This window comes from Nitrosopumilus sp., from assembly GCF_025698945.1.
GTDB lineage: Archaea > Thermoproteota > Nitrososphaeria > Nitrososphaerales > Nitrosopumilaceae > Nitrosopumilus.
In genome coordinates, this window is sequence record NZ_JAILWM010000003.1 from 1 (window position 1) to 21,872 (window position 21,872).

Below are 21,872 nucleotides of genomic sequence, written 5' to 3' on the forward strand. Positions count from 1 at the left end.
CTTCAAAACCTACTCCCAGTCCTAGAGGTTCACTGCCAAAACAATCAGATGATGAGCTTCCACAAGAATTAGATCTTGCACCAGAACCAATAACAGAATCTGATGATGAGGCAACTCCAGAGCAAATAGCTAGACTAGAACAATTAGAAAAACAACTTCAAGAATTAGAATCACTTTCTGTAGAGACACCAGAACCAGCAACTCCTTCAAAACCTACTCCCAGTCCTAGAGGTTCACTGCCAAAACAATCAGATGATGAGCTTCCACAAGAATTAGATCTTGCACCAGAACCAATAACAGAATCTGATGATGAGGCAACTCCAGAGCAAATTGCACAATTAAATGATCTTCAAGAACAAATTAATGAATTAGAAGATATGTTATCATCCATTATTTTCCCAGAAACAAAACCCTACGAAGACGATGAGGCAACTCCAGAGCAAATTGCACAATTAAATGATCTTCAAGAACAAATTAATGAATTAGAAGATATACTTTCTACAAAATTAAATCCTGATTCAATGAAATCTACAAAAAAAATTACTAAAAAACAATCAAAAAAAGTCAAACCACAAGTTGACACTTTTGAAGTTAGAAAGAAAATTATCCCTAGAATAAAAAAACAAAATAAAAAACTTGATTCTTTGGAGAAAAAACTACATAGTTCAACAATACAAGATAATGTATTAACAAATAATTCTCCTGAGGCTTATTGTGTAAAATGTAAAACTAAGAGAAAGATTAACACTCCTCGAGAAACTATTATGAAAAATGGAAGAGCTGCTACTACGGGATTTTGTTCTGAATGTGGATGTAAAGTTTTTAGAATTGGAAAAATGAAAAAATAATTCTAACTGTTTGGATTACATTTGACCAGATTGCCAGGCTTGGTTGAATTTTTTAATTGCTTCTTGATATGCCTTTATTGAATCGTCACCAGACGTTTTGAGAAATTTTTCCCACTGTTCATTGAATTTTTTGATTGATTCAATATTGGTTTCTTTGAAAATACTCTCTATCATCTTTGTTTGTTGTTTGATATATTCTGGTCCTATTTCTTGCCAAGTATTTTCCCAACTTGAACTAACTTTTTTTAATAATTCAGCATCTGATTCAATAGCTTTTTGGCAGGCATCATGATAAGTCATTAGTGTTTCATTAGTGGCTTTTTGCCATTGTGCTAGAGATTCTTTCCATCCCGTCAAGGCAGAATTATATTCTTTCCATGCTTTTTCAAATTCTGGTTTTTTTGATGGATTGCTAGTTTGTTTTTTTGGTTTTGATGTGGTCTTTTTTACTGGTTTCTTTTTTGTAGTGCTCTTTTTCTTAGCCATAATATTCTCTTAAAATAGTAGATGTTAAATCTTTCAAAAAGATTCAGTGTGAAATAACTTTTGAATATTTACTAAAATTTTGACGCCCGTGTAAAATTCACTCTGTGTTCTAGATCTTTTCCTTTGAATAATTTATAGTGGTTTTTACAAAGTTTTCTCGTTTCCCTAAAACTTATTTTTACAATTTCTATGGCTTGTTGTTTACACTCTGAAATACTACATTGCATCATTACAACTTTATTTTATTTCTTAATAAAACTTTGAAATTATGTAATTACCTGTGCTAACTTTTTATCTGTGATTTGAATGAAAAAATTATGAATGATGATGAGAAGGGTAAACGATTTTTAGAATTAATTGACGAACAAAATAATATCCAATGGGGCATAGTTGCTAAATTATCTTCTTTAATTACGTCTAATTGGAATTCCGAAGAAAGAAAAAAAGAACTTGAAGAATTAGTTGAACAACATTCTGTTATAACTAAAGAACTAAACAGTCTTGATGAGAAAAACAGTATTTTATAATGCAGAGTCTATCATTAATGCAATAAATAATACTGCTAAATATGGACTAGAAAACTTAAACAATGTCCATGAGGCCTTCTCCATTGGTTTTGCAATTACCCAAACAGAAAGTGCTATCATTAATGCCCCTGATGCAATTGCAGTCCACAAATAAACTCCTCCTACCATAGCTTCCCCGTTTTCTGTAGTGATAAAGAATGGAGCTAAAGAAAATAATACCATGACAACAGTTGAGCCGGCAATTGCTCTTGCAGATGTTTTCTCTGATTGTACTGCAGTTAACATTGGAACATTGACTTTATTGTAATCTTCTTTGAAATGTAATGTTAAAGCCCAAATGTGCATTGGAATCCAAATAAACACTAATCCTGCCATAGCTAATCCCATTGTCCATAAATCTGACATACTTACTGCAACCCATCCAATCATTGGGGGTGAACCTCCGCATAATCCTCCTAAAATTATATTTGTTCTTGAATTTCTTTTTAATGCATATGAATAAACAAGAATGTTATTTATCAATCCAAATGCAATGAATGTTGTAGCCCACAAACCCTGTTCTAATGTAGTGGTAAAAGAAATTGCAAAAGCTAAAACTAATGATATTCCTGCCAATGCTAATCCAAAGTTTCTTGCCTTCTCAGCAGGATGAATTCTTTTAGATGGTAGAGGTCTTCCCTTTGTTCTTTCCATTATTGCATCAATGTCTCTATCATGATAGTTAGTCAATGTGTTTGCTGCAGCAGAACCGGCAGCTACTGAAAATAACATCAAAACCCAAGTCGCTGGAGATATTTCAATTTCATAAATATTTGAGGCAGTTAAAGCTGCTCCAAATGCAGTAAAAACTAGTAAATACCAGATTTTTGGCTTTGTTAATTCATAGTATACTGCAACCCTGGACTCTGATTTTTGTTTCTGCACCGTTATTCACTATCCTTTGATGGCATATATGGCATTGCTTTCATTCGTGATTTCATTTCAATAAATGATTCTGAAGACTGAATTCCATTAATCCTACCTATTTTTTCAGAGATCATCTTATGCATCTGATCTAAGGATTTTGAATACATTGTTACTAAAATATCGAATCTTCCTGTAACTTCTGCTACTTCTCTGACTCCATCTATCTTAAACAACTCCTCAATAATGTGATCTCTTTTTTTTGTATCCATATTAATTCCAGTTAATGCTTTAACATTATATCCAAGCTCTACATCGTTTACCACAATTGTAAATCGTTCAATTAATTTTCTTTTAACTAGTCTTTTGATTCGTGAATATACTACAGATGAATTTACATTGATTTTTTTTGATAATCTTGGAACTGAAATTGAGGCATCATTTGATAATTCGGATAAAATCTGTAAATCTAATTCATCCACTTTTGCCGTTCAAAACACCTGAGTCGATCTAGATTTCTGGTTCTTATAAAGTTATTATTGAAAAAATTGCAAAAAAAATCTAAATCTTTCCTTTTTTGTATAACATTTCTGCTAATAGAACAGCACCTTTAGCTGAACCCATTTTTTTGTTATGTGAGAACAACATGTACTTTAATCCATGATCAAATAGTTCTTCAGTCTCCACTCTTCCAATTGTTGTCGTCATTCCATCCCCAACTGTTCTCTCCATTCTAGGTTGAGGTCTTGTAGGATCATCATGAAATGCATAATATTGTGCAGGAGCAGATGGTAATCCTACCACTGAACTATCCTTGTTATATTGATTGTATGTTTCTTTAGCCATTATGGGATCAATCTGTTGCGTTGTTTCAACAAAAACTGATTCTGTATGTCCATCAATTACTGGGACTCTTGTACAAGTACAACTAACTCTAATATCTGCATCAACAATTTTTCCATCTACTAATTTTCCCAAAATTTTTCTTGTTTCAAGTCGTACTTTTCCCTCTTCTTTTGGGATATATGGAATAATGTTATCTGTTATTCCCATAGCTGACACACCCGATTTTCCACCCCCTGATATGGCTTGCATTGAGGTCATCATTACTTTTTTTGCACCGTATTTTTCAAGTAATGGCTTTAGAGTGATAGCTAATCCAGTTGTAGTACAGTTTGGAAGTGGTGCAATCCAGCCTTTCCAATTTCTGTTCTTTTTTTGAATATCTAGTAAATCAGATTGTTCATCGTTAATTCCTGGAATAAGAATTGGAACATCATCTTCATATCTATATGCTGAACTAGTTGAGATTACTGGAAGATCTGCAGCCATTTTTGTTTCAATAGCTCTAGCTGCTTCAGATTCTACTGCAGAAAATACTAAATCCAATTTAGATACATCTAATTCATCAATTCTTTTTACAGTCATTTCTTTGATATATTCAGGAATTTCTCCACTTACATCCCAAGCAACAATTCCACTTGGATCTCTAATTGCATCAAGATATTTTTTCCCGGCAGAACGCTCAGATGCAGCAATTTGTGTTACTTCAAACCATGGATGGTTATTTAATGACTGAACAAATTCTTGCCCAACAGAACCTGTAACACCAATTATTGCAACTCTTTTTTTATCCATATTTTGATGAATGATCGCTTTCAATTAATAATCCTTTACTGATTTTACCAAAACATACTAAATCGGCTAATTCTATTTGGAACTGTGAAAATAACATCAAAATCTTCAATTCTCAATCATATTCCAGTCGAACATGGTGCCAGAATTCCATTAAATAATTCAAATTCTGTAATAGATTTTAGTTCAAATATCAATCCACTAGGAATGCCAAAATCTGTAAAAATGATTCTTCAAAAAAATTTGGAAAATATTCAAAATTATCCCGATTTTGGCTCTTCAATTGTTTTCTCAAGCCTAGAAAAATACACTCATTTACCCAGATCCAATCTTACGGTAGGAAATGGCGCAATCGAGATCATCTATAATTTTTGTTTCGCATTTTTATCCAAAAAAACATCTGTCTTAATTCCTATTCCAACATTTCAAGAATATGAAACTGCCTCAAAACTACATAATTCAAAAATTTTATTTTTAAAAACTATGAATCTTGCAGAAAATCTTGATTTATTTATTTCAAAAATTCCAAAAAATGGATGTGTGTTTTTATGTAATCCCAATAATCCAACAGGCAATCTCTTATCAAAAAACAAAGTACTTAAAATAATCAAATCTGCAAAAAAACTTTCTTCAATAGTATTTGTTGATGAATGTTTTATTGAATTAGTTCCAAATTATAATGAATCTGTAATATCTTATGTAAAGAAATATGATAATTTGATAGTTTTACGTTCCTTGACAAAATCTTATGGACTTCCAGGTATTAGAATTGGTTATGCAGCAGGATCTAAAAAAATTATTGATATATTGGAAAAAATAAAAATTCCATGGAGTGTAAATTCTTTAGCACAACAAGCCGCTAGTAATGCTCTGAGAAATAAACAACATCTAAAAAAATCTAAGATTCTAATTCAAAAAGAATTGAACTATCTTAATGATCAATTCTCAAAATTAAAGGGTTTTGAATATGTTGATTCATATACAAATTTTATTTTAATAAAAACAATTTATGATTCAACTAAATTACAATCAAAACTACTTAAACACAAAATCTTGATTAGAGATTGTAAAAATTTTAGAGGATTAAATAACCACTATATCCGAATTGCAGTTAAGTCACATAAGGAGAATCTAAAACTAATTCAAGCTTTGGAGAAAATAATATGAAATCATTAATGATACAGGGAACTTCTTCAGGTACTGGAAAAACCACACTAGTTGCAGGACTATGTAGAATTTTTTCTGATAAAGGATATTCTGTTGCTCCATTCAAATCTCAAAATATGTCTAATTTTGCCTATCTCACGCCTGATTTTGAGATATCTCGTGCTCAAGCAATCCAGGCTATTGGAGCTAGATGCAAAATAACTCCTGACTTGAATCCAATATTGCTCAAGCCCTTGGGGAATTACAACAGTATGGTGTATCTTAATGGAAAACGCTACAAGAAGATGCATGCCAAAGAATATTATGAAAAATTTGTCAATTCTAATGGAATTAAAATTGCAACTAAATCTTTGAAGATACTTCAGAAGAATTATGATTTAGTAATATTGGAAGGAGCAGGTTCTCCTGCAGAAGTAAATTTACAAAAATATGATATTGCAAATATGAAAATTGCAAAGGAAGCTAACGCTTCTGTTTTATTGGTTTCGGATATTGATAAGGGTGGTTCTTTTGCAAGTTTAGTAGGAACTATGGCATTGCTTGAGAAAAAATATCAAAAATTTGTTAAAGGATTTGTGTTTAACAAGTTTAGAGGAGACATTAATGTACTAAAACCTGGATATCAAAAATTAAAAAAAATTACAGGAATACCTGTAATAGGTACAATTCCATTAATTTCATTGAATTTACCAGAAGAAGATTCTCTAAATTGCAATCCTAAAGAATTTTCATGGAGTGATAAAAATATTTCAAAAATTGATAAAGAATTAGATGATTTGGCAAAAATTGTTAAATTAAATCTAAATATCAAATCTATTGAGGCAATGCTAAAATGATTATAGAATCAATATTGGTAATCTCTCTTGCATTACTTCTTGATATGAATTTAGGTGATCCAAAAAATAAATATCATCCAACGGCTTGGATTGGGAAACTTATTTCTGTTCTGACACCACTTGCAAAAAACCAATATTCTAAATTAGAAATTCTTGGAGGAATTGTCATTATTGTAATTAGTTCAGGCATTGTAATTCTATTAACATCGACATTAACAGTTGGGTTATCATTACTCTCACCAGATATTTTCTCATTAATACTAACTATAGTAATTAGTGGATTGCTTCTCAAAACAACAATTGCAATTCATGGAATGGAAAAACATGCTAATGCGGTACTAGAATCACTTGGTAAGAATAACCTTGATCAAGCAAGGGAGTGTCTATCTATGATTGTCAAACGTAATACTAAGAATTTAGACAAAAATCATGTAATTTCAGGCGTACTTGAGAGTATTAGTGAAAATACTGTGGATGGAATAACAGGCCCCTTGTTCTATTATGCGCTTTTTGGTTTACCTGGTGCGTTTATGTATCGAGTAGTAAATACTGCTGATTCTATGATTGGATACAAATCTCAAATTTTTAAAAATATAGGCTGGTTTGCAGCTTCCTGTGATACTATTCTTAATTATATTCCTGCACGACTTACAGGATTAGTTATGATTCTATCAGCAGCAATTTTACAAAACGATTGGAAAAAATCATTTAAAACTATGATTAGAGATGGTAAAAAAACTGAAAGTCCAAATGCTGGATATCCTATGGCTGCATTGGCAGGAGCTCTTCAAACTAAATTTGAAAAAATTAATCATTATCAATTAGGAAATGACGAAATTACATTGACAGAAGAGCATATCTATTCTGCAATTAAAATAATGAAGCTTACTTCGATTCTATTCTTTGGAATAATTACTATTCCGATAATTTCTATTTTATCTATTCTTGGATGGTGGATTCATGCTTAAGGAAATAGGATCAGTATTTTCTTTTTTGACAATATTTCCATCATCAAATGCAACATTAGAAACAATTGCAAAATACATGTTTGTATTTCCAATTGTTGGGATTGTAATTGGATTAATTATAGGTTCAATTGGATTAGGATTGTCATTCTTTTTAGATCCTTTACTTGTTAGCTTGTTAGTGGTAGCATCCATTGCAATTGTCACTGGAATTCATCATGCAGATGGTCTAGCTGATTTTGCAGATGGTCTTATGGTAAAAGATACTAAAGAAAAAAAATTACAAGCAATGAAAGATCTTTCTACCGGATCTGCAGGAATAGTCAGTATTGTTTTGTATTTACTTGGATTAATTATTACAATTTCATTAACAAGTGGATTTGAACTTTTTCGTGCAATCTTGATTAGTGAAATTTTAGCAAAATTTTCTATGGTGTTAATGGCAAGCCTAGGAAATTCTGCCTCTCCAGGCTCAAATTCTCCATTTGTAGCAATTATGAAGGATAAGAAAAAATTAGCTGCGGCATTTTTCATTATGATAATTCCAGTTATACTACTTGGAGAAACAACTGGTTTTGTAATGTTAGGTGTGACTGTGACTCTAACACTATTCATACTTGTATTATCTACTCGTAGTTTTGGAGGAATAACCGGTGATGTTCTTGGTGCAACAAATGAACTTACAAGACTAGCTTCTCTTATGGTGTTTGTTTCAATATGATCGGTCTTGTGATGGCCGGTGGTAAAGGCACACGTATGAAATCATCTGAGGAAAAATTATTACTCAAATACAAAAAACCAATAATTCTTCATGTATTTGATTCACTAAAAAATTCAAACTGTTTTTCAAAAATTATTGCAGTTACCAGTTCTAATTCACCTAAAACTAAAAGACTTCTTCAAGAAAATAATGTTGAGACATTTGACACGTCTGGAATAGGATATGTTGAAGATCTAAATTCAGTTTTAAAAATTTTTAATGATTTGATATTTGTTACATCTGGAGATTTACCATTGTTAGATAAAGAAATAATTCAAGGAATTGTAAATAGATGTGATTCTCAAAATGTTTGGATCAGTATTCTTGTTACAAATAAATTTCTTAACTCTCTAGGTATTACTTCAGATTATTCTGTAAATTTTAACGGTGAGAAATGTCATTACTCAGGAATATCTTTAGTGGATGCCAAAAAAATCTCATCATTAGATAAGGTTGATGAAAAATATGTTGTAATTGATGACAAGAGAATTGCTTTTAATCTAAATACTAAAAGTGATTATGATTTACTCAGCACTGCCTGAGACTTTACCATTTATTTGTGCTTTTGAGCCTGTTGGTTCTGCAATTGCATTTCCACATGAATTACATGATACTTGTGTTGATGCATGAGAGTATACTACTTGTAATTCACCACATTCATTACAATTGACTTTTTGGAATTTACTTGCTGGTTTTGGAATTTCGATATGATCTTTCTTCATGCTGCCACCAACTCAAATTTCTTAATTCTAACACCTTGTTTATTGTATTTCTTTTTGCAAACTGTACATGTCATAATGGGGGTAACTTTCTTGGTAACTTTTGCTGGCTTTGCTAATTTTGGGAATTTTTGTCCACCATACCCTTTTTTACGTTCTGCGTGCCTTCTTTCTCCTCTTGCAGAACCTCGTCTTTTTCCAGCTTTGTAAATGGAGACCTTTTGTTCAGTATGTGTTTTACATTTAGCACAATACTTTCGGATCACCTTTGGTATGTTCATATCAACAAAACCTTTTCAACCGTAATTTAAGCATTGAATCTATAATAGGTTCAAAATTTAATTAATTATCGTGATGTCGAGCCTAGCACATTCGATCTCTTCATTGAATTCTGTAGCAATGGGAGACAAAAAAGCCGATCTTGTTTTCAAAAACTGCAGTTTATTATCCGTTTACACAAGAGAAATTATCCCAAAAATTCAGATTGCAATAATCAAAGATAGAATTGCATATGTTGGACCAGATGCATCTCACACAATTAATTCTAAAACTATAGTCATTGATATAAAAGACAAGTATGTTTCTCCAGGATTTGCTGATCCTCATCTACATATTGATCAATTTGTTTTACCATCTGAATTTGCAAAAAAATCACTCCTATGTGGTGTGACTTCTCTATTCTCTGATCCTATTGATATTGTTAGTGCAACAGGTTTCAAAGGATTTCAGGAATTTCTTAAACTTGGAGAAGATCTACCAATCAGAATTTTTCAAGTTGTTCCTGGTGGTCTTCCTGTTGATGCAAAATTTAGTAATTGTAAAACTTTATCACCTTCACAAGAAAAATCTGCTATAAAACATCCACATGTTCTTGGAATGGGTGAAGTTTTTTCATGGACAAAAGTAACTCTTAGAGAACCTAAAACAATGAGATCACTTTCTACAATGCTAGAGTGTGATTGTATAATTAATGGACACACCGCAGGGGCTAGTGAAAAAAAACTTAATGCATATGTTTCATCAGGAATTCTCTCATGTCATGAGCCAATAAATTTTGATCAAGTTTTGGAAAGATTGCGTCTTGGAATGTGGATAATGATCAGAGAGGGTTCTATTAGACGTGATTTAAAAGAAATAATCCCACGTGTTTTATCTCATGGAACTTATCTTGATCGATTAATGTTTTGCTCTGATGGACTTGATCCACTAGATATTTTACATTTTGGTCACATTGATCATTGCATACGAAAATCAATTAACCTTGGATTATCTCCAATTGATGCAGTAACAATGGCCTCAAAGAATAATTTTGATTATTACAATATGGGTAAAGATCTTGGAGGAATTGCACCTGGAAAATTAGCTGATATTTTAATTTTTGATGATTTGAAATCATTCAAGCCAAACAAAGTCTTTGTTGGCGGAAAATTAGTAGTATCAAATGGAAAAATAGTAACTAAAATTAAGAAAAAACCTATCTCTCCTTGGATTAAAAAAACAGTAAAATTAAAAAAATTTTCAGAAAATGATTTTGAAATTAAATCAAAAAAGGACCAAGTTACAGCAAACACAATTTTTATGCAAACTGAAATTATCACTAAACTTGGATCAGCTAATTTACAATCTAAAGAAGGAAGCATTTCTGCATCTTTAGATTCTGATATTTGGAAAGTTGCTGCATTTGATAGAACTCAAGGAACCAATCATCATGCAATAGGATTTCTTGAAAATTTTGGTGCTGATATTGGCGCATTTGCTTCATCTTGGAGTTTTCATGAGAATAATTTGATCGTTATTGGTTCAAGTGATTCTGATATGGCACTTGCTTCTAATCATATTATAAAGAATCAGGGAGGTCTTGTAGTAGTAAAATCTGGAAAAATTCTTGCATCAATGCCATTGCAATTTGGAGGAATCATATCAACAGATTCTTTTGAAACTGTTTCGTCAAATTTTGAAAATATTACAAACTCAATTGTTGATTCAGGATGTAAATTCACAAGACCTCACTTAATTCCATTATTCTTGCCATTTTTGGCATTACCATCAGTAAGAATTCTAGCAGGCGGAATTGTTGATGTGAAAAAACGTTGTTACATTCCACCGATCATCTAAGTAATGTTAAAAAGGGGGATTCAGGGGATTGTAGCTGAACCTAAATGGCATCAATTCAACAAGGCCCAAATGGACCTGTATTAGTTCTCAAAGAGAGTGCATTACAGCAAAAAGGCAAAGATGCTCAACATAACAATATAGCTGCTGCAAAACTTGTAGCAGAATTGGTAAAAAGCAGTCTTGGCCCAAGAGGTCTTGATAAAATGCTAGTTGATTCTCTAGGTGATGTTACTATTACAAATGATGGTGCAACAATTCTCAAAGAAATTGATGTTCAACACCCAGCTGCTAAAATGATGGTTGAAATTTCAAAAACTGTTGATAATGAAGTTGGAGATGGAACTACTTCATCTGTGGTGTTTGGTGGTGCTCTTTTAGCTAAAGCAGAAGACCTGCTCAAAAAAGATGTTCATTCTTCAACAATTATTGATGGTTATCAAGCAGCTGCAGAAAAAACTCTAGAAATTTACTCTGAATTATCCAAGAAAATTAAACCTGATGATAAAGAATCTCTTCTTAAAATTGCCACAACAAGTATGCAATCTAAATTAATCTCTGAAGATAGTGACACGCTATCAAAAATTGTAGTTGATGCAATTCTAAGAATTGCAGTAAAGAAAGGAGAAGAATACACAGTTGATCTTGAAAACATTAAAGTTGAAAAGAAGGCTGGCGGTTCAATCCAAGACACCCAAATTGTTCAGGGAATTGTTTTGGATAAAGAAATTGTACATAGTGGAATGCCTACAAAAATTGAGAAAGCACAGATAGCATTAATCAATTCAGCATTAGAAATTGAAAAAACAGAAATGAGTTCTGAAATTCGAATTACTGATCCTACCCAAATGCAGATGTTCCTAGAGGAAGAAAATAGAATGCTAAAGTCTATGGTTGAGAAATTACATGATGTTGGTGTCAATGTTTTGATTTGTCAAAAAGGAATTGATGATATTGCACAGCACTATCTTGCAAAACATGGTATTATGGCAGTTAGACGTGTAAAAGAAAGTGACATGATCAAACTATCCAAAGCAACAGGTGGACGTGTTATTAATAATCTAGATGATCTTTCGGAAAAAGATCTTGGTACTGCAGATTTAGTTCATCAAAAGAAAGTAGAATCTGACAAATGGGTATTCATTGAGGGGTGTAAACATCCACAATCTGTAACTTTGTTGATTCGTGGTGGTTCTCAAAGAGTAATCGATGAAGTTGATCGTTCTATTCATGATTCATTAATGGTTGTAAAAGACGTAATTGAAAAACCAGAAATTGTAGCTGGTGGTGGAGCTCCAGAATCTTATGCTGCATCATTGCTAAAAGATTGGGCAGATAATTTTGATGGAAGAGAACAACTTGCCATTAAAAAATATGCTGAAGCACTTGAAACAATTCCATTGACAATTGCTGAAAATGCTGGAATGGATCCAATTGATACTATGGCAAATCTGAGAGCAAAACAATCTCAAGGTCGTAAATGGACTGGAATTGATGCACGAAACACAAAGATTGCAGATATGATGACCATAAACGTAGTGGAACCAATTGTAGTTAAAGAACAAATTATCAAATCTGCAACTGAAGCTGCATGCATGATTCTTAGAATTGATGATGTGATAGCCGTATCTGGTGGTTCAGGTGGCGGCGGTATGCCTTCAATGGGTTAAAGCAATTAACTTAAGCAATATTATTTTAATAATTATTTGATGACTAAGGTTGGAATAGATTTAGGTGGAACAAAAACTGAAGTAATTGTTCTAGATGATGCACTCAATGTTATAGAAAGAAAAAGAGTTTCAACTCCAAAAAATGATTATCAAGAAATTATCAAAACTATTTCAACACTAATTTCAGATGTAACAAAAAATATTTCTGATTTTACAATTGGTGTATGTACACCTGGTGCAATATCTAAAAAGACTGGGCTAATAAAAAATAGTAATACTCAATGTTTAATTGATAAACCTCTCAAAGAAGATTTAGAAAATATTTTAGGAAAAAGAATCTCCATGGGAAATGATGCTAATTGTTTTACAATTGCTGAATCTAACATGGGATCTGCAAAGGGCTTTGGTTTAGTCTTTGGAGTAATCATGGGAACAGGGATAGGTGGTGGTATTGTGTTTAATGGAAATTTGCATACTGGTCCAACAAATATTGCTGGAGAATGGGGACATCATACTCTACATCGAAATGGAAATGCTTGCTATTGTGGGAAAAATGGATGTGTAGAAACTTACATCAGTGGACCATCTTTGGAAAATCAATGGACCAAACTTACCGGAAAATCGTTAACACTCACAGAAATCCTTGGAAATATTGATGATGATGTTGGTAGAAAATGGAAAAATGAGTTTTTAGAAAATTTTGGATATGGATTAGCTAATGTAATTGATATCTTAGATCCCGATGTAATTGTTTTAGGTGGTGGATTATCAAACATAGATTTTCTTTACACTGAAGGAAAAGAATCTGTTTATTCTAAAGTTTTTTCAGATTCAATTGAAACCCCCATTTTAAAAAACAAACTAGGTGATTCTGCAGGTGTTTTTGGAGCATGCCTACTTTAAATAATTAATTCCATTTTGGAATCATTTTAACGTAAAAATGTCGATTATAGATATATCTTAACTAATCTTTAAAAAATTGACATATTGATTTCAAAGATTATTGGATTATTTTCCATTTTGATGTTATTGCAAATATCCTCAGTTTATGCAGCAGAGGATTTACCAATCATAACAATAGATTTTATTTCAGGAAATGTTATTGATTTAGATAAAGGCTCAACAATGATTAGAGCTAATATTCAAATTGAAAATTATGACCCTCAAGATGGATATCACTTTATGCAAATAATTAGATTAAGTGATGGAAAAATCATCAAGGATACTGAAATTCTACCCAAAGTAATTGAAGATGACTTATTTGGAGTTCAAATTTTACACTATCTTGATCCTGATCAAAATGAAGAAGAAATTTTAGGTGACTATGGCTTTAGAATTTACTCTGAATATGGAAGTAGTGAAACTGTATCGACATTTTCTATTATTAAATCAAGTATGCCATTAACTGTAACTCAAAATACTATTGAAGAATTAGAAATTCCTGAAGAAATAGTAGAATCAAATACTATTGAAGAACTAGAAATTCCTGAAGAGCCTGAATCTAAAATTCCTAGTTGGGTTCATGATGTTTTCATCTGGTATGCTGATAAAACCATTACCGAAAATGAACTACTTACTGCACTAGAGTATCTAATTTCACAAGGAATTCTTGATGTTAATTCTGATTAATTAAATATACCTGCAAATTACATATTTTAAGTTGGAAAATTCAAAAAACAATAATCCCTTACGTACGGTAGAGTGGAAAAACAATAAAGTAATAATGATTGATCAAACTAAATTACCAAATGACTTGGTATTTGTAGAATATGATGATTTTAATCAGGTAGCTAACGCAATCAAAACTTTGATAGTAAGAGGTGCACCTGCAATTGGTGTATCTGGTGCATTTGGATTGGGTTTAGCTGCCTTACAAAGCAAAGCGACAACAAAAGAAGAATTACTCTCAGATTTGGAGAATGCAAGAAAAATTCTCTTTGCAACAAGACCAACTGCAGTAAATCTTGGATGGGGATTAGAAAAAATTATGAATGTCGCTAAAACTGGCGAAACAGTTGAACAAATAAGAGAACTAGTAATCTCTACTGCCAAAAAAATGGCAGATGAAGATATTGAAATTAACAAAACCATGGGAAAAAATGGTTCTATTCTTTTTGATAATAATGATACCATAATGACTCATTGCAATGCAGGAGCATTAGCTACTGTTGCATATGGAACGGCATTAGGTGTAATTAGAGCAACAAGAGAAAGCGGAAAAAATATCAAAGTAATTGCAACTGAAACTAGACCTATTCAACAAGGTTCTAGATTAACTGCATTTGAGCTAAAACATGATGGATTTGATGTAAGTTTGATTCCTGATACTGCAGTTGGGTATTCAATGGCAAATGGTCTTGTAAATAAAGTAGTAGTTGGTGCTGATAGAATTGTCAAAACTGGTCATGTATTTAATAAAATTGGAACATATCAGGTAGCAACAATGGCCAAACAACACGGAATTCCATTTTATGTTGCAGCTCCATTATCAACAATTGATCTCAAAACAAAGGCTGAAGATGTTATTATTGAGATGCGTAAGGGAACAGAAGTTACGGGAATTGGTGATAAAAAAACTGCACCAGATGATATTGGAGTTATTAATCCTGCATTTGATATGACTCCTCCAGAATTAATTTCTGGAATAATTACTGAAAAAGGTGTGGCTACAGCCCCCTATGAGAAATCAATCCCAAAATTATTTGAAGCTAATAATTAGAAAGTTTTTATTGTTTTTCAAACTGCATTATACAATATGAGTACTGTTTCTGCACAAGCAATTGAAGATTCACTAAAACAATGCATGGATCCTGAAGTTCCACTAAACATTGTAGAAATGGGATTAATCTATGGAATTGATGTGGCAGAAAACAATGATGTTAATATCAAAATGACAATGACTACACAAGGATGCCCACTTCATGAAACCTTGGTTTCAGATGCAACCAGATATGTCAAAAAAGTTCCAGGAGTAAATAATGTCAAAATAGATATTGTATGGGAGCCTGCATGGTCGATGGATAAAATGTCTGAAGAAGCGAAAATGAAAATAAAGAATATGGGTGCTGCGATGAATACTCCTGCACCAATTAACTATGAAACTGCAATGCCACAAGGAGTTGGAAAACTAGTCCAACAGGAAGATGGTTCTATGGTATTAGCAAATGAACATGAGCAAGGATTCATGGTTAATCAGGCAATTGTAGACTTTTGGAAATCTTGTAATGGACAACGTAAAGTAACAGATCTCGTTGAAGTGTTTGCTCAGCAAACAGGACTACAAAGAAATCAAGTTGAAAAAGAAGTAATGCAATTACTACAGCAACTACGTGATGGAGGATTAATTGCTATTGCAGGTCAACCAGACACTCCAAATGTAGAATTTAAAAAATAATACTAAAAAATATAGTTTGAGTTTGCACCATCAAAGTTTATTGTAACACCTGATAGATACTTTATATTATTTTCAATTATTGATTTTACAAAGTTTCCTATCTCTTGAGGCTCTCCTAGTCTTTTCATTGGCAGCGATTCCTTGAATTGATCAACATTATCAATTAATTCTCTAGTTCTATCTGTATTAATTGGACCTGGTGCAATGTTTATGCAACTAATATTTTTTTGGGCATATTCTTTACTTAATACTTTGAATACCTCACTAAATGCCGCACGATACGCTGATGATATTATTAGTTTAGCATTTGGCTCTTTTATGACATTTGAGCTAATCAAAAAAATGTATCCTCCATCATTAACTTTGATATTTTGTAGTATGGTGCAAAATCCTAAAAATAATTGATTGTGATATAATTTCCAATCCTCTTCAGTAATTGTTGCAAATGGTTTTGGAGCAGGACCACCAGTGTTTAGCACAAGAATGTCTGTTTGATTGTGATTTTTTACAAACTCTCTAACACTGTTCAAATCCGAAGTATCAATGTCGCTTTTAGAGGCTGCAAAAACATCAATCTCGATTGATTTTAGTGAATCTGAAATTGCTTTTCCTATTCCTCTAGAACCACCAAGAATTATTGCTTTCATATTAGTTTCACAATAACACTTGATAATTAATTTTCTTTATTGAATTAAATTGAAATTCTGAAAATCTTTTCTTATACCTATTACTTTGCAATACTACTGATCTTTTCTGCCTGATGGTTATATACAATTTTGAGATTTCTCAATCATGCAAAAACTTTCAGGATTGTTCTTGTTTGCAGTATTGATCTCAGGAACATTCTCATCTGGGTTGGCTTTTGCTCAAGATCCAATAGCTAATGATGATTCTATTACTATTTTAGAAAATACACCAATCATCATTCCTGTATTAGCAAATGATGTTGATGTTGATGGGGATTTATTGACAATTATCTCTGTTATTCAACCATTTTCAGGCTCTGTTCTAATTTTGTCTAGCTCAACTCAGGTAGAATACACACCTAACAACAACTTTGTTGGAAATGATACTTTCTCTTATGTTGTATCAGATGGACAAGGTGGAAATGATACTGCAACTGTCACGGTAAATGTAGAACCAAATAATGATACTATAATTGAACAACTCTTAGCACAAATTCAAGATTTACTGGATAAAATTCTAAACTTGGAAAATGAAATTACAACACTACAAGAAGAGAACACTGCACTTGCTTTGAGAAATGCAGAACTTGAAGATATTATTGCTAATGGAACATCAACTAATGATGACAGTAATGATAAAGTAATTTTATGTCACAAAGGAAAGAACACTCTTTCAGTCTCTCAGAATGCAGTATCTGCACACCTCAAACATGGAGATGAGATTGGAAAATGTGATGATACAGAAATCTCTCCAAAAAAAGTGATTAAAAATGAGATTAAAGAATTAAAGTTCGAGTATAAAATTGCAGCAAAGGAACTAAAGAACGACTTTAAGGAACAAGAAAAAGACCTCAAAAAACAGTACAAAGATCTAAAGAAGGATAAAAAATCCGAAGACAAAAACCATGACGAAGATGATGAAGATTAGTCTGACACTTCATATCTAGAATCATTTTTAATTAGAAATTTTTTACTAAGGTATCTTGATAGTCTAAATACCACTCATCTAAACATACTAGTCAATTACCTGATCATCTGTTGATCACAAACTTTGAGTCACAGAATTATGAATCCACTTTATAATCACCCTCAGAATGAAATCCTACCTAGTTTTCTTATTGCCTTTTTTCTTACTCATGTTTAACCAAACCGTTTTTGGCTTAGATTCTTCTGTTCAAAACTCTACTGCTAATAATTCAACTTTAAACATCCCAATAGATTTAGCCCCTCACCAAATCACCAAATCATTTAATGAATTTACAGTGTTGATTAATGATCAAATCAGCAATAATCCATTATCTCTATTTATTTTACAAAACATGGAAAAGCAAAAACTAGAACAGTCACAACCCCAAAAAATCTCTCCAAAGGTTGATCCATTAAGTAATACAAGAAAACTTGCCAATGAAAATCTACAAAATGATCTTAGATCAATGGAAAAAGAATCAGTCTATAATTCTCCACAAGTAGCATTTTCACGATTTATCAATACTGTAGATAGTTCAGTAAAACCAATTTTTTGGGGACAATTTAATTTTACATCAAATTTACATGATGAGGGATTAAAAGCAAAATCTGTATCTCTCAAAAATGGGGGAACTTCCCTTGATGCTACAAAAGAATTTCAACGAAAGGCATCTAGTTCTAGATCTGAAATAATCCAGATTAATCAGGATTTAAACATGAAATATTCAAACTCATCAAAAATTATCCAAAGCCAATTTGATAAAAATGGAAAACTTCCTAGACCTAATGGTTAGATTCTACACTAAAATTTTGATTTAATTAGAAATTTTTTACTACTTAGATTTCTTTTATTTCTGTAATAGTTCCCAGAACTGAATCCATTTTGATTATTGCTCTCTTTTCATCCCAACCAAGTGCAACATACCAATCTCCAGCAGCATCATCATACTTTGTCTCTAATGTTTTAGTTTCTTCAGGTTTAATGTTGTATTTTTTAGCAATTCCAGATATTGCTAATGCAATTGCATCTTTTTCTTTCTCAAGACGTCTCTTCATTAATCCTATACCTGGACTCATAATTACTGTTAATTTTATCATCTAATATAGTTAATTCACAAAATTAGCCTTAATGTTGAATTTTTCTAATTGATATGCTTTACAATATTTCAAATAACCCAATCATTGTGAAATTAACATGAAATTAATTCAAAGAATTTCAAATTCGTCATTTGTAAAACCAAACTTTCTACTTTCATTTGTAATCATTCTAGCAGTGATTGGACCAGTTGTAGTGGTATCTGCTGGATTTTGGGATGCAATATCTCATTTACAAAAAGAACCTGAATTATTTTGGAGTCCATCACACATTGTAGTGTATACAGGAGTTTCAATGACTGCAATTGCTGCAATAATGGGTACCATTCTTTTGATTCAAAAATCAGTTCATGGTTCTCTTAAAACTGGAATTAAACTAGTGATGGTGGGTTCTATTCTTCAGATAATTTCAGGATTTGGCGATTCGCTATCTCATGAAGTTTTTGGAATTGATGGATTGATATCTTGGTCTCACCAACCACTTGAATTGGGTCTAGTTTTAGCATCATTAGGTGGAGTTTTAATTTTAAAAAATAGAGAAAACACCAAACTAAGAATTTTACTCCCCCTCTCAATTATAACATTTTTGTTCTTTACAACTTGGCTTGTCTTTAATTTGGTTCTAATTTTTGGACATACCATTCAATGTATTCCAGTCTATGAGATATTCTCATCAGGCTGCTCTATATTGTAATTTTTAATTTTAAAAAAGGCTATCACAATTACTGTTATTGCTCCAACAAATAACAAAACTCCTGCAGGAATCATTTGTTTTGAATTTGTATCTCCAAACTCTATTTGCAAATAAATTGGATTCTTTGAAATATTTGTTAGTTTTATAGTATAACTTCCATCTTTATCAAAGTCAAAATATCCTACTGACATCTTTGTTTGAATAGATTGTTCTTCTATTACATTATCATTAGTGTCAAGAATTTGCACAAATACCTCTTCTCCTACAAATTCAGGCATATAGACTTTGTAAAATCCAATATCTGCACCCATAAATTCTGATTTTAATTCAAATGAATTTGATTCTTTTAGAATTATTTCATCGTGAATCTTTTCAGTTTCTACAAAAATAACTCCTATCCAAATTGCACTAACTAAAACTAATGTAAATCCAATTTTTAATAGTGAAACCTTCAATGAATGAATTAGAAATTTTTTGCCTAATAAGATAATCTAAAGGGCTCGGAGGGCTTCGATCCCTCGACCTAGCGGTTCGAAGCCGCTCGCACTATCCAGGCTGTGCAACGAGTCCAAACAAGTAAGAATTTAACAGGCCTAAATATTTGTCTAGATACTTTGAAAGTATCAAAAAAAGTAGCAGGTGTAGAGTATGCAATTAGAGATATTGTTCTTGCTGCAAGAAAAGTTCAACAAAAAGGAATGCAAGTTGATTATCTAAATATTGGTGATCCTGTACAATTTGGATTTCAACCACCTGATAATGTACGACAAGCTTTGATTGATGCAATCAATAACGGTGAAAATTATTATTCATCCTCTGAAGGATTACTTGAATTACGTCAAGAGATTGCAAAAAAAGAAAATTCTAAAGGACTCTCAATTGGGGCTGACGAGATTTTAGTTACAAACGGAGTCTCTGAAGGACTAGACATGGTAATATCCTCAATTGTTGAAGAAGGCGACGAGGTACTACTTCCAGGTCCATACTATCCACCATATGCCTCATACGTTCGACTACACGGTGGAATTCCTGTAGAGTTTGCAGTTGATTTGAATAATTCAACTCCTGACATTGAGGATATTAAATCAAAGATTACTCCAAAAACTGTTGCAATTTGTTTGATTAGTCCTAACAATCCTACAGGTGTTGTATTTAATGAAAAATCACTAAAGCAATTAGTTGATATTGCAAATCAAAATAATCTATACATTATTTGTGATGAGATTTATGATCAAATAATTTTTGATGAGAAATTTGTAGGTATTGGTAAAGTTGCAGGAGATTCACCTGTAATTGTTTTGAATGGTTTCTCAAAAGTCCATCTAATGTCTGGCTGGAGAATTGGATACATTGCATTTAATCAATCTCCACAACTAGATGCGCTACGTGAGAATCTTCCAAAACTAGCTAGAGTAAGAATTGCAACTAGTTTGCCTGTTCAATATGCTGCCTTGGAATCGCTTCGTGGCCCACAAGACTACATTCATGACTTTGTATCAGAGGTAAAAAAGCGAAGAGACTTGGTTGTTAAACGTCTCAATGACATTCCAGGACTGTCTTGTCCTAATCCAAAAGGTGCATTTTATGCATTTCCAAAGATTGAAGACAAAAAATTTGGAACAGACAAAGAATTTGTCACCAATTTATTAGAATCAAAAGGTGTACTGACAGTTCACGGGTCTGGATTTGGAGAAAAATATGGAAGTGGACATTTTAGATTGGTGTATCTTCCAAGTCTACAAGTTTTAGATTCAGCAATGAATAAAATTGAAGACTTTGTTAGTAATTCCAAATAGAATACTTTGTTGGAGTAATCTCTATGATACAATCAGTATCATCTAGTAACTCTTTTGCTGATTTATTCTCTAGAGAATCAAAGTATCTTGCAAGTATTTTTTTTGCAATTCTTTTTACCTTAGAGTTTTCTAAAATTAATTTTGCATCTCCTTGACCCATGACACCATAGATATCAGGTGCATTGATTCCAACATCAATACAAAATGCTACTCTCTTTGATTTTTTTGCATTTTTTGCCTTTGTTGTCTTAGAATTTGTTCCTACATAGAACCTTTTTGTACTATACAAATACCAAACAGGCACAATATGTGGAGTTTTGTCTTTGCCGACTGTTGCAAGACGCAATACTTTTTGTGATTTTAAAAATTCATCTTTTTTGTTCATGCTTTCTAAATCCTAATGCTATCATAAATAACCCAAATGCAAGCATTGCCATTGAGACTTTTTCATTTGTAATTTCTCCATTAAACAAAAATTCCTCAAAAAAATCAATCCCCCAAACCAATAACTGCTGAATAATTACTATGCTGGCCATTACACAAAACAAAACACCTATTGCTGTAAACCAATTCTTGCCCCGTCTATAATATTCGTGACTCATGATAAATGAAA

The 21,872-nt window shown here is 32.1% G+C and carries 28 protein-coding genes and 1 tRNA gene; 17 read left to right on the forward strand and 12 right to left on the reverse strand.

Annotated features, from left to right (window positions below):
- On the forward strand, positions 1–848 hold an 848-nt coding region (locus K5790_RS06675; RefSeq protein ID WP_297593549.1), incomplete at its 5' end, for a DUF5679 domain-containing protein.
- 15 nt (positions 849–863) lie between these two features.
- Here the strand turns inward: K5790_RS06675 and K5790_RS06680 are convergent.
- Positions 864–1,337, reverse strand: a complete 474-nt coding sequence (locus K5790_RS06680; protein WP_297594062.1) for a hypothetical protein — start codon at positions 1,335–1,337, stop codon at positions 864–866.
- Between the two features lie 314 nt (positions 1,338–1,651).
- Between K5790_RS06680 and K5790_RS06685 the strand changes: the two genes are divergently transcribed.
- The gene (locus K5790_RS06685; RefSeq protein ID WP_297593551.1) at positions 1,652–1,861 is read left to right on the forward strand and encodes a hypothetical protein; all 210 of its coding nucleotides are present in this window, start codon (positions 1,652–1,654) and stop codon (positions 1,859–1,861) included.
- Here the strand turns inward: K5790_RS06685 and cyoE are convergent.
- The 3 genes from cyoE to asd all read right to left on the reverse strand — a co-directional run bounded on the left by cyoE (position 1,856) and on the right by asd (position 4,402).
- Positions 1,856–2,785: a heme o synthase gene (gene cyoE / locus K5790_RS06690; RefSeq protein WP_297593553.1), complete on the reverse strand. Its 930-nt coding sequence runs from the start codon at positions 2,783–2,785 to the stop codon at positions 1,856–1,858. The genes K5790_RS06685 and cyoE overlap by 6 nt on opposite strands.
- 2 nt (positions 2,786–2,787) lie before the next feature.
- A complete protein-coding gene (locus K5790_RS06695; protein WP_297593555.1) occupies positions 2,788–3,246 on the reverse strand; it encodes an Lrp/AsnC family transcriptional regulator in 459 nt (152 codons plus the stop codon).
- A 79-nt stretch (positions 3,247–3,325) separates the two neighbouring features.
- Positions 3,326–4,402: an aspartate-semialdehyde dehydrogenase gene (asd, locus tag K5790_RS06700; RefSeq protein WP_297593557.1), complete on the reverse strand. Its 1,077-nt coding sequence runs from the start codon at positions 4,400–4,402 to the stop codon at positions 3,326–3,328.
- Positions 4,403–4,486: 84 nt separating this feature from the next.
- Here asd and hisC point away from each other — a divergent pair, with 84 nt between their 5' ends.
- From hisC to K5790_RS06725, 5 genes are read left to right on the forward strand one after another with little or no spacing between them, the layout of a single operon-like run.
- On the forward strand, positions 4,487–5,566 hold the full coding sequence (gene hisC, locus K5790_RS06705; RefSeq protein ID WP_297593559.1) for a histidinol-phosphate transaminase: 1,080 nt from the start codon (positions 4,487–4,489) through the stop codon (positions 5,564–5,566).
- Positions 5,563–6,402 carry a cobyric acid synthase gene (locus tag K5790_RS06710; protein WP_297593561.1) on the forward strand — a complete coding sequence of 280 codons (840 nt, stop codon included), beginning with the start codon at positions 5,563–5,565 and terminating at the stop codon, positions 6,400–6,402. The genes hisC and K5790_RS06710 overlap by 4 nt, the downstream gene beginning before the upstream one ends.
- Positions 6,399–7,370, forward strand: a complete 972-nt coding sequence (locus K5790_RS06715) for a cobalamin biosynthesis protein (protein ID WP_297593563.1) — start codon at positions 6,399–6,401, stop codon at positions 7,368–7,370. Before K5790_RS06710 ends, K5790_RS06715 begins: the two co-directional genes overlap by 4 nt.
- Positions 7,363–8,088, forward strand: coding sequence for an adenosylcobinamide-GDP ribazoletransferase (gene cobS, locus K5790_RS06720; protein ID WP_297593565.1), 726 nt, complete (start codon positions 7,363–7,365; stop codon positions 8,086–8,088). The genes K5790_RS06715 and cobS overlap by 8 nt, the downstream gene beginning before the upstream one ends.
- Entirely contained in the window at positions 8,085–8,669 is a 585-nt protein-coding gene (locus K5790_RS06725) for an NTP transferase domain-containing protein (RefSeq protein WP_297593567.1), read from the forward strand. The genes cobS and K5790_RS06725 overlap by 4 nt, the downstream gene beginning before the upstream one ends.
- On the opposite strand, the gene K5790_RS06730 is transcribed toward K5790_RS06725, so the two are convergent.
- The gene (locus tag K5790_RS06730; protein WP_297593569.1) at positions 8,652–8,849 is read right to left on the reverse strand and encodes a 30S ribosomal protein S27e; all 198 of its coding nucleotides are present in this window, start codon (positions 8,847–8,849) and stop codon (positions 8,652–8,654) included. The two genes, K5790_RS06725 and K5790_RS06730, sit on opposite strands and share 18 nt — an antisense overlap.
- The gene (locus tag K5790_RS06735; protein ID WP_297593571.1) at positions 8,846–9,127 is read right to left on the reverse strand and encodes a 50S ribosomal protein L44e; all 282 of its coding nucleotides are present in this window, start codon (positions 9,125–9,127) and stop codon (positions 8,846–8,848) included. The genes K5790_RS06730 and K5790_RS06735 overlap by 4 nt, the downstream gene beginning before the upstream one ends.
- A gap of 118 nt (positions 9,128–9,245) precedes the next feature.
- On the opposite strand from K5790_RS06735, the gene K5790_RS06740 reads away from it, so the two are divergent.
- From K5790_RS06740 to K5790_RS06765, 6 genes are all read left to right on the forward strand, one after another.
- Positions 9,246–10,961 (forward strand): adenine deaminase, encoded by a 1,716-nt coding sequence (locus K5790_RS06740; protein ID WP_297594064.1) that lies wholly within the window; start codon positions 9,246–9,248, stop codon positions 10,959–10,961.
- A 44-nt stretch (positions 10,962–11,005) separates the two neighbouring features.
- Positions 11,006–12,628, forward strand: coding sequence for a thermosome subunit beta (gene thsB / locus K5790_RS06745; protein ID WP_297593573.1), 1,623 nt, complete (start codon positions 11,006–11,008; stop codon positions 12,626–12,628).
- 39 nt (positions 12,629–12,667) lie between these two features.
- Positions 12,668–13,531, forward strand: a complete 864-nt coding sequence (locus tag K5790_RS06750; RefSeq protein WP_297593575.1) for an ROK family protein — start codon at positions 12,668–12,670, stop codon at positions 13,529–13,531.
- Between the two features lie 126 nt (positions 13,532–13,657).
- A complete protein-coding gene (locus K5790_RS06755) occupies positions 13,658–14,257 on the forward strand; it encodes a hypothetical protein (RefSeq protein WP_297593576.1) in 600 nt (199 codons plus the stop codon).
- Between the two features lie 31 nt (positions 14,258–14,288).
- Positions 14,289–15,347, forward strand: coding sequence for an S-methyl-5-thioribose-1-phosphate isomerase (gene mtnA, locus K5790_RS06760; RefSeq protein WP_297593578.1), 1,059 nt, complete (start codon positions 14,289–14,291; stop codon positions 15,345–15,347).
- A 36-nt stretch (positions 15,348–15,383) separates the two neighbouring features.
- Positions 15,384–16,022 carry a PqqD family peptide modification chaperone gene (locus K5790_RS06765; protein WP_297593580.1) on the forward strand — a complete coding sequence of 213 codons (639 nt, stop codon included), beginning with the start codon at positions 15,384–15,386 and terminating at the stop codon, positions 16,020–16,022.
- Between the two features lie 2 nt (positions 16,023–16,024).
- On the opposite strand, the gene K5790_RS06770 is transcribed toward K5790_RS06765, so the two are convergent.
- Positions 16,025–16,669 (reverse strand): SDR family NAD(P)-dependent oxidoreductase, encoded by a 645-nt coding sequence (locus K5790_RS06770; RefSeq protein ID WP_297593583.1) that lies wholly within the window; start codon positions 16,667–16,669, stop codon positions 16,025–16,027.
- A 145-nt stretch (positions 16,670–16,814) separates the two neighbouring features.
- Here K5790_RS06770 and K5790_RS06775 point away from each other — a divergent pair, with 145 nt between their 5' ends.
- Both K5790_RS06775 and K5790_RS06780 read left to right on the forward strand, forming a co-directional pair.
- Positions 16,815–17,636, forward strand: coding sequence for an Ig-like domain-containing protein (locus K5790_RS06775; RefSeq protein WP_297593585.1), 822 nt, complete (start codon positions 16,815–16,817; stop codon positions 17,634–17,636).
- A gap of 208 nt (positions 17,637–17,844) precedes the next feature.
- On the forward strand, positions 17,845–18,468 hold the full coding sequence (locus tag K5790_RS06780) for a hypothetical protein (RefSeq protein WP_297593587.1): 624 nt from the start codon (positions 17,845–17,847) through the stop codon (positions 18,466–18,468).
- A 43-nt stretch (positions 18,469–18,511) separates the two neighbouring features.
- Here the strand turns inward: K5790_RS06780 and K5790_RS06785 are convergent, their stop codons facing one another.
- The gene (locus tag K5790_RS06785) at positions 18,512–18,751 is read right to left on the reverse strand and encodes a hypothetical protein (protein WP_297593589.1); all 240 of its coding nucleotides are present in this window, start codon (positions 18,749–18,751) and stop codon (positions 18,512–18,514) included.
- Between the two features lie 118 nt (positions 18,752–18,869).
- On the opposite strand from K5790_RS06785, the gene K5790_RS06790 reads away from it, so the two are divergent.
- Positions 18,870–19,463, forward strand: a complete 594-nt coding sequence (locus K5790_RS06790; protein ID WP_297593591.1) for a hypothetical protein — start codon at positions 18,870–18,872, stop codon at positions 19,461–19,463.
- Here K5790_RS06790 and K5790_RS06795 read toward each other — a convergent pair.
- Positions 19,427–19,918, reverse strand: coding sequence for a hypothetical protein (locus tag K5790_RS06795; RefSeq protein WP_297593593.1), 492 nt, complete (start codon positions 19,916–19,918; stop codon positions 19,427–19,429). The two genes, K5790_RS06790 and K5790_RS06795, sit on opposite strands and share 37 nt — an antisense overlap.
- Before the next feature lie 40 nt (positions 19,919–19,958).
- A tRNA-Arg gene (locus K5790_RS06800) sits at positions 19,959–20,033 on the reverse strand.
- Between the two features lie 44 nt (positions 20,034–20,077).
- Between K5790_RS06800 and K5790_RS06805 the strand changes: the two genes are divergently transcribed.
- On the forward strand, positions 20,078–21,259 hold the full coding sequence (locus K5790_RS06805; RefSeq protein WP_297593595.1) for an aminotransferase class I/II-fold pyridoxal phosphate-dependent enzyme: 1,182 nt from the start codon (positions 20,078–20,080) through the stop codon (positions 21,257–21,259).
- Here the strand turns inward: K5790_RS06805 and K5790_RS06810 are convergent.
- Both K5790_RS06810 and K5790_RS06815 read right to left on the reverse strand, forming a co-directional pair.
- Positions 21,243–21,644, reverse strand: a complete 402-nt coding sequence (locus K5790_RS06810) for a pyridoxamine 5'-phosphate oxidase family protein (RefSeq protein WP_297593597.1) — start codon at positions 21,642–21,644, stop codon at positions 21,243–21,245. The two genes, K5790_RS06805 and K5790_RS06810, sit on opposite strands and share 17 nt — an antisense overlap.
- On the reverse strand, positions 21,628–21,861 hold the full coding sequence (locus tag K5790_RS06815) for a hypothetical protein (protein ID WP_297593599.1): 234 nt from the start codon (positions 21,859–21,861) through the stop codon (positions 21,628–21,630). The genes K5790_RS06810 and K5790_RS06815 overlap by 17 nt, the downstream gene beginning before the upstream one ends.
- Between the last annotated feature and the right edge of the window lie 11 nt (positions 21,862–21,872).

What these genes read in the sequence shown, in the direction of transcription:
- K5790_RS06735 (WP_297593571.1), bottom strand. Translation starts at nt 9,127, where the DNA reads ATGAACATACCAAAGGTGATCCGAAAGTATTGTGCTAAATGTAAAACA.
- K5790_RS06715 (WP_297593563.1), top strand. Translation starts at nt 6,399, where the DNA reads ATGATTATAGAATCAATATTGGTAATCTCTCTTGCATTACTTCTTGAT.
- cobS (WP_297593565.1), top strand. Translation starts at nt 7,363, where the DNA reads ATGCTTAAGGAAATAGGATCAGTATTTTCTTTTTTGACAATATTTCCA.
- K5790_RS06770 (WP_297593583.1), bottom strand. Translation starts at nt 16,669, where the DNA reads ATGAAAGCAATAATTCTTGGTGGTTCTAGAGGAATAGGAAAAGCAATT.
- K5790_RS06815 (WP_297593599.1), bottom strand. Translation starts at nt 21,861, where the DNA reads ATGAGTCACGAATATTATAGACGGGGCAAGAATTGGTTTACAGCAATA.
- thsB (WP_297593573.1), top strand. Translation starts at nt 11,006, where the DNA reads ATGGCATCAATTCAACAAGGCCCAAATGGACCTGTATTAGTTCTCAAA.
- K5790_RS06810 (WP_297593597.1), bottom strand. Translation starts at nt 21,644, where the DNA reads ATGAACAAAAAAGATGAATTTTTAAAATCACAAAAAGTATTGCGTCTT.
- K5790_RS06765 (WP_297593580.1), top strand. Translation starts at nt 15,384, where the DNA reads ATGAGTACTGTTTCTGCACAAGCAATTGAAGATTCACTAAAACAATGC.
- K5790_RS06790 (WP_297593591.1), top strand. Translation starts at nt 18,870, where the DNA reads ATGAAATTAATTCAAAGAATTTCAAATTCGTCATTTGTAAAACCAAAC.
- K5790_RS06785 (WP_297593589.1), bottom strand. Translation starts at nt 18,751, where the DNA reads ATGAGTCCAGGTATAGGATTAATGAAGAGACGTCTTGAGAAAGAAAAA.
- K5790_RS06750 (WP_297593575.1), top strand. Translation starts at nt 12,668, where the DNA reads ATGACTAAGGTTGGAATAGATTTAGGTGGAACAAAAACTGAAGTAATT.
- K5790_RS06685 (WP_297593551.1), top strand. Translation starts at nt 1,652, where the DNA reads ATGAATGATGATGAGAAGGGTAAACGATTTTTAGAATTAATTGACGAA.
- K5790_RS06740 (WP_297594064.1), top strand. Translation starts at nt 9,246, where the DNA reads ATGGGAGACAAAAAAGCCGATCTTGTTTTCAAAAACTGCAGTTTATTA.
- K5790_RS06710 (WP_297593561.1), top strand. Translation starts at nt 5,563, where the DNA reads ATGAAATCATTAATGATACAGGGAACTTCTTCAGGTACTGGAAAAACC.
- K5790_RS06780 (WP_297593587.1), top strand. Translation starts at nt 17,845, where the DNA reads ATGTTTAACCAAACCGTTTTTGGCTTAGATTCTTCTGTTCAAAACTCT.
- K5790_RS06730 (WP_297593569.1), bottom strand. Translation starts at nt 8,849, where the DNA reads ATGAAGAAAGATCATATCGAAATTCCAAAACCAGCAAGTAAATTCCAA.
- asd (WP_297593557.1), bottom strand. Translation starts at nt 4,402, where the DNA reads ATGGATAAAAAAAGAGTTGCAATAATTGGTGTTACAGGTTCTGTTGGG.
- K5790_RS06725 (WP_297593567.1), top strand. Translation starts at nt 8,085, where the DNA reads ATGATCGGTCTTGTGATGGCCGGTGGTAAAGGCACACGTATGAAATCA.
- K5790_RS06775 (WP_297593585.1), top strand. Translation starts at nt 16,815, where the DNA reads ATGCAAAAACTTTCAGGATTGTTCTTGTTTGCAGTATTGATCTCAGGA.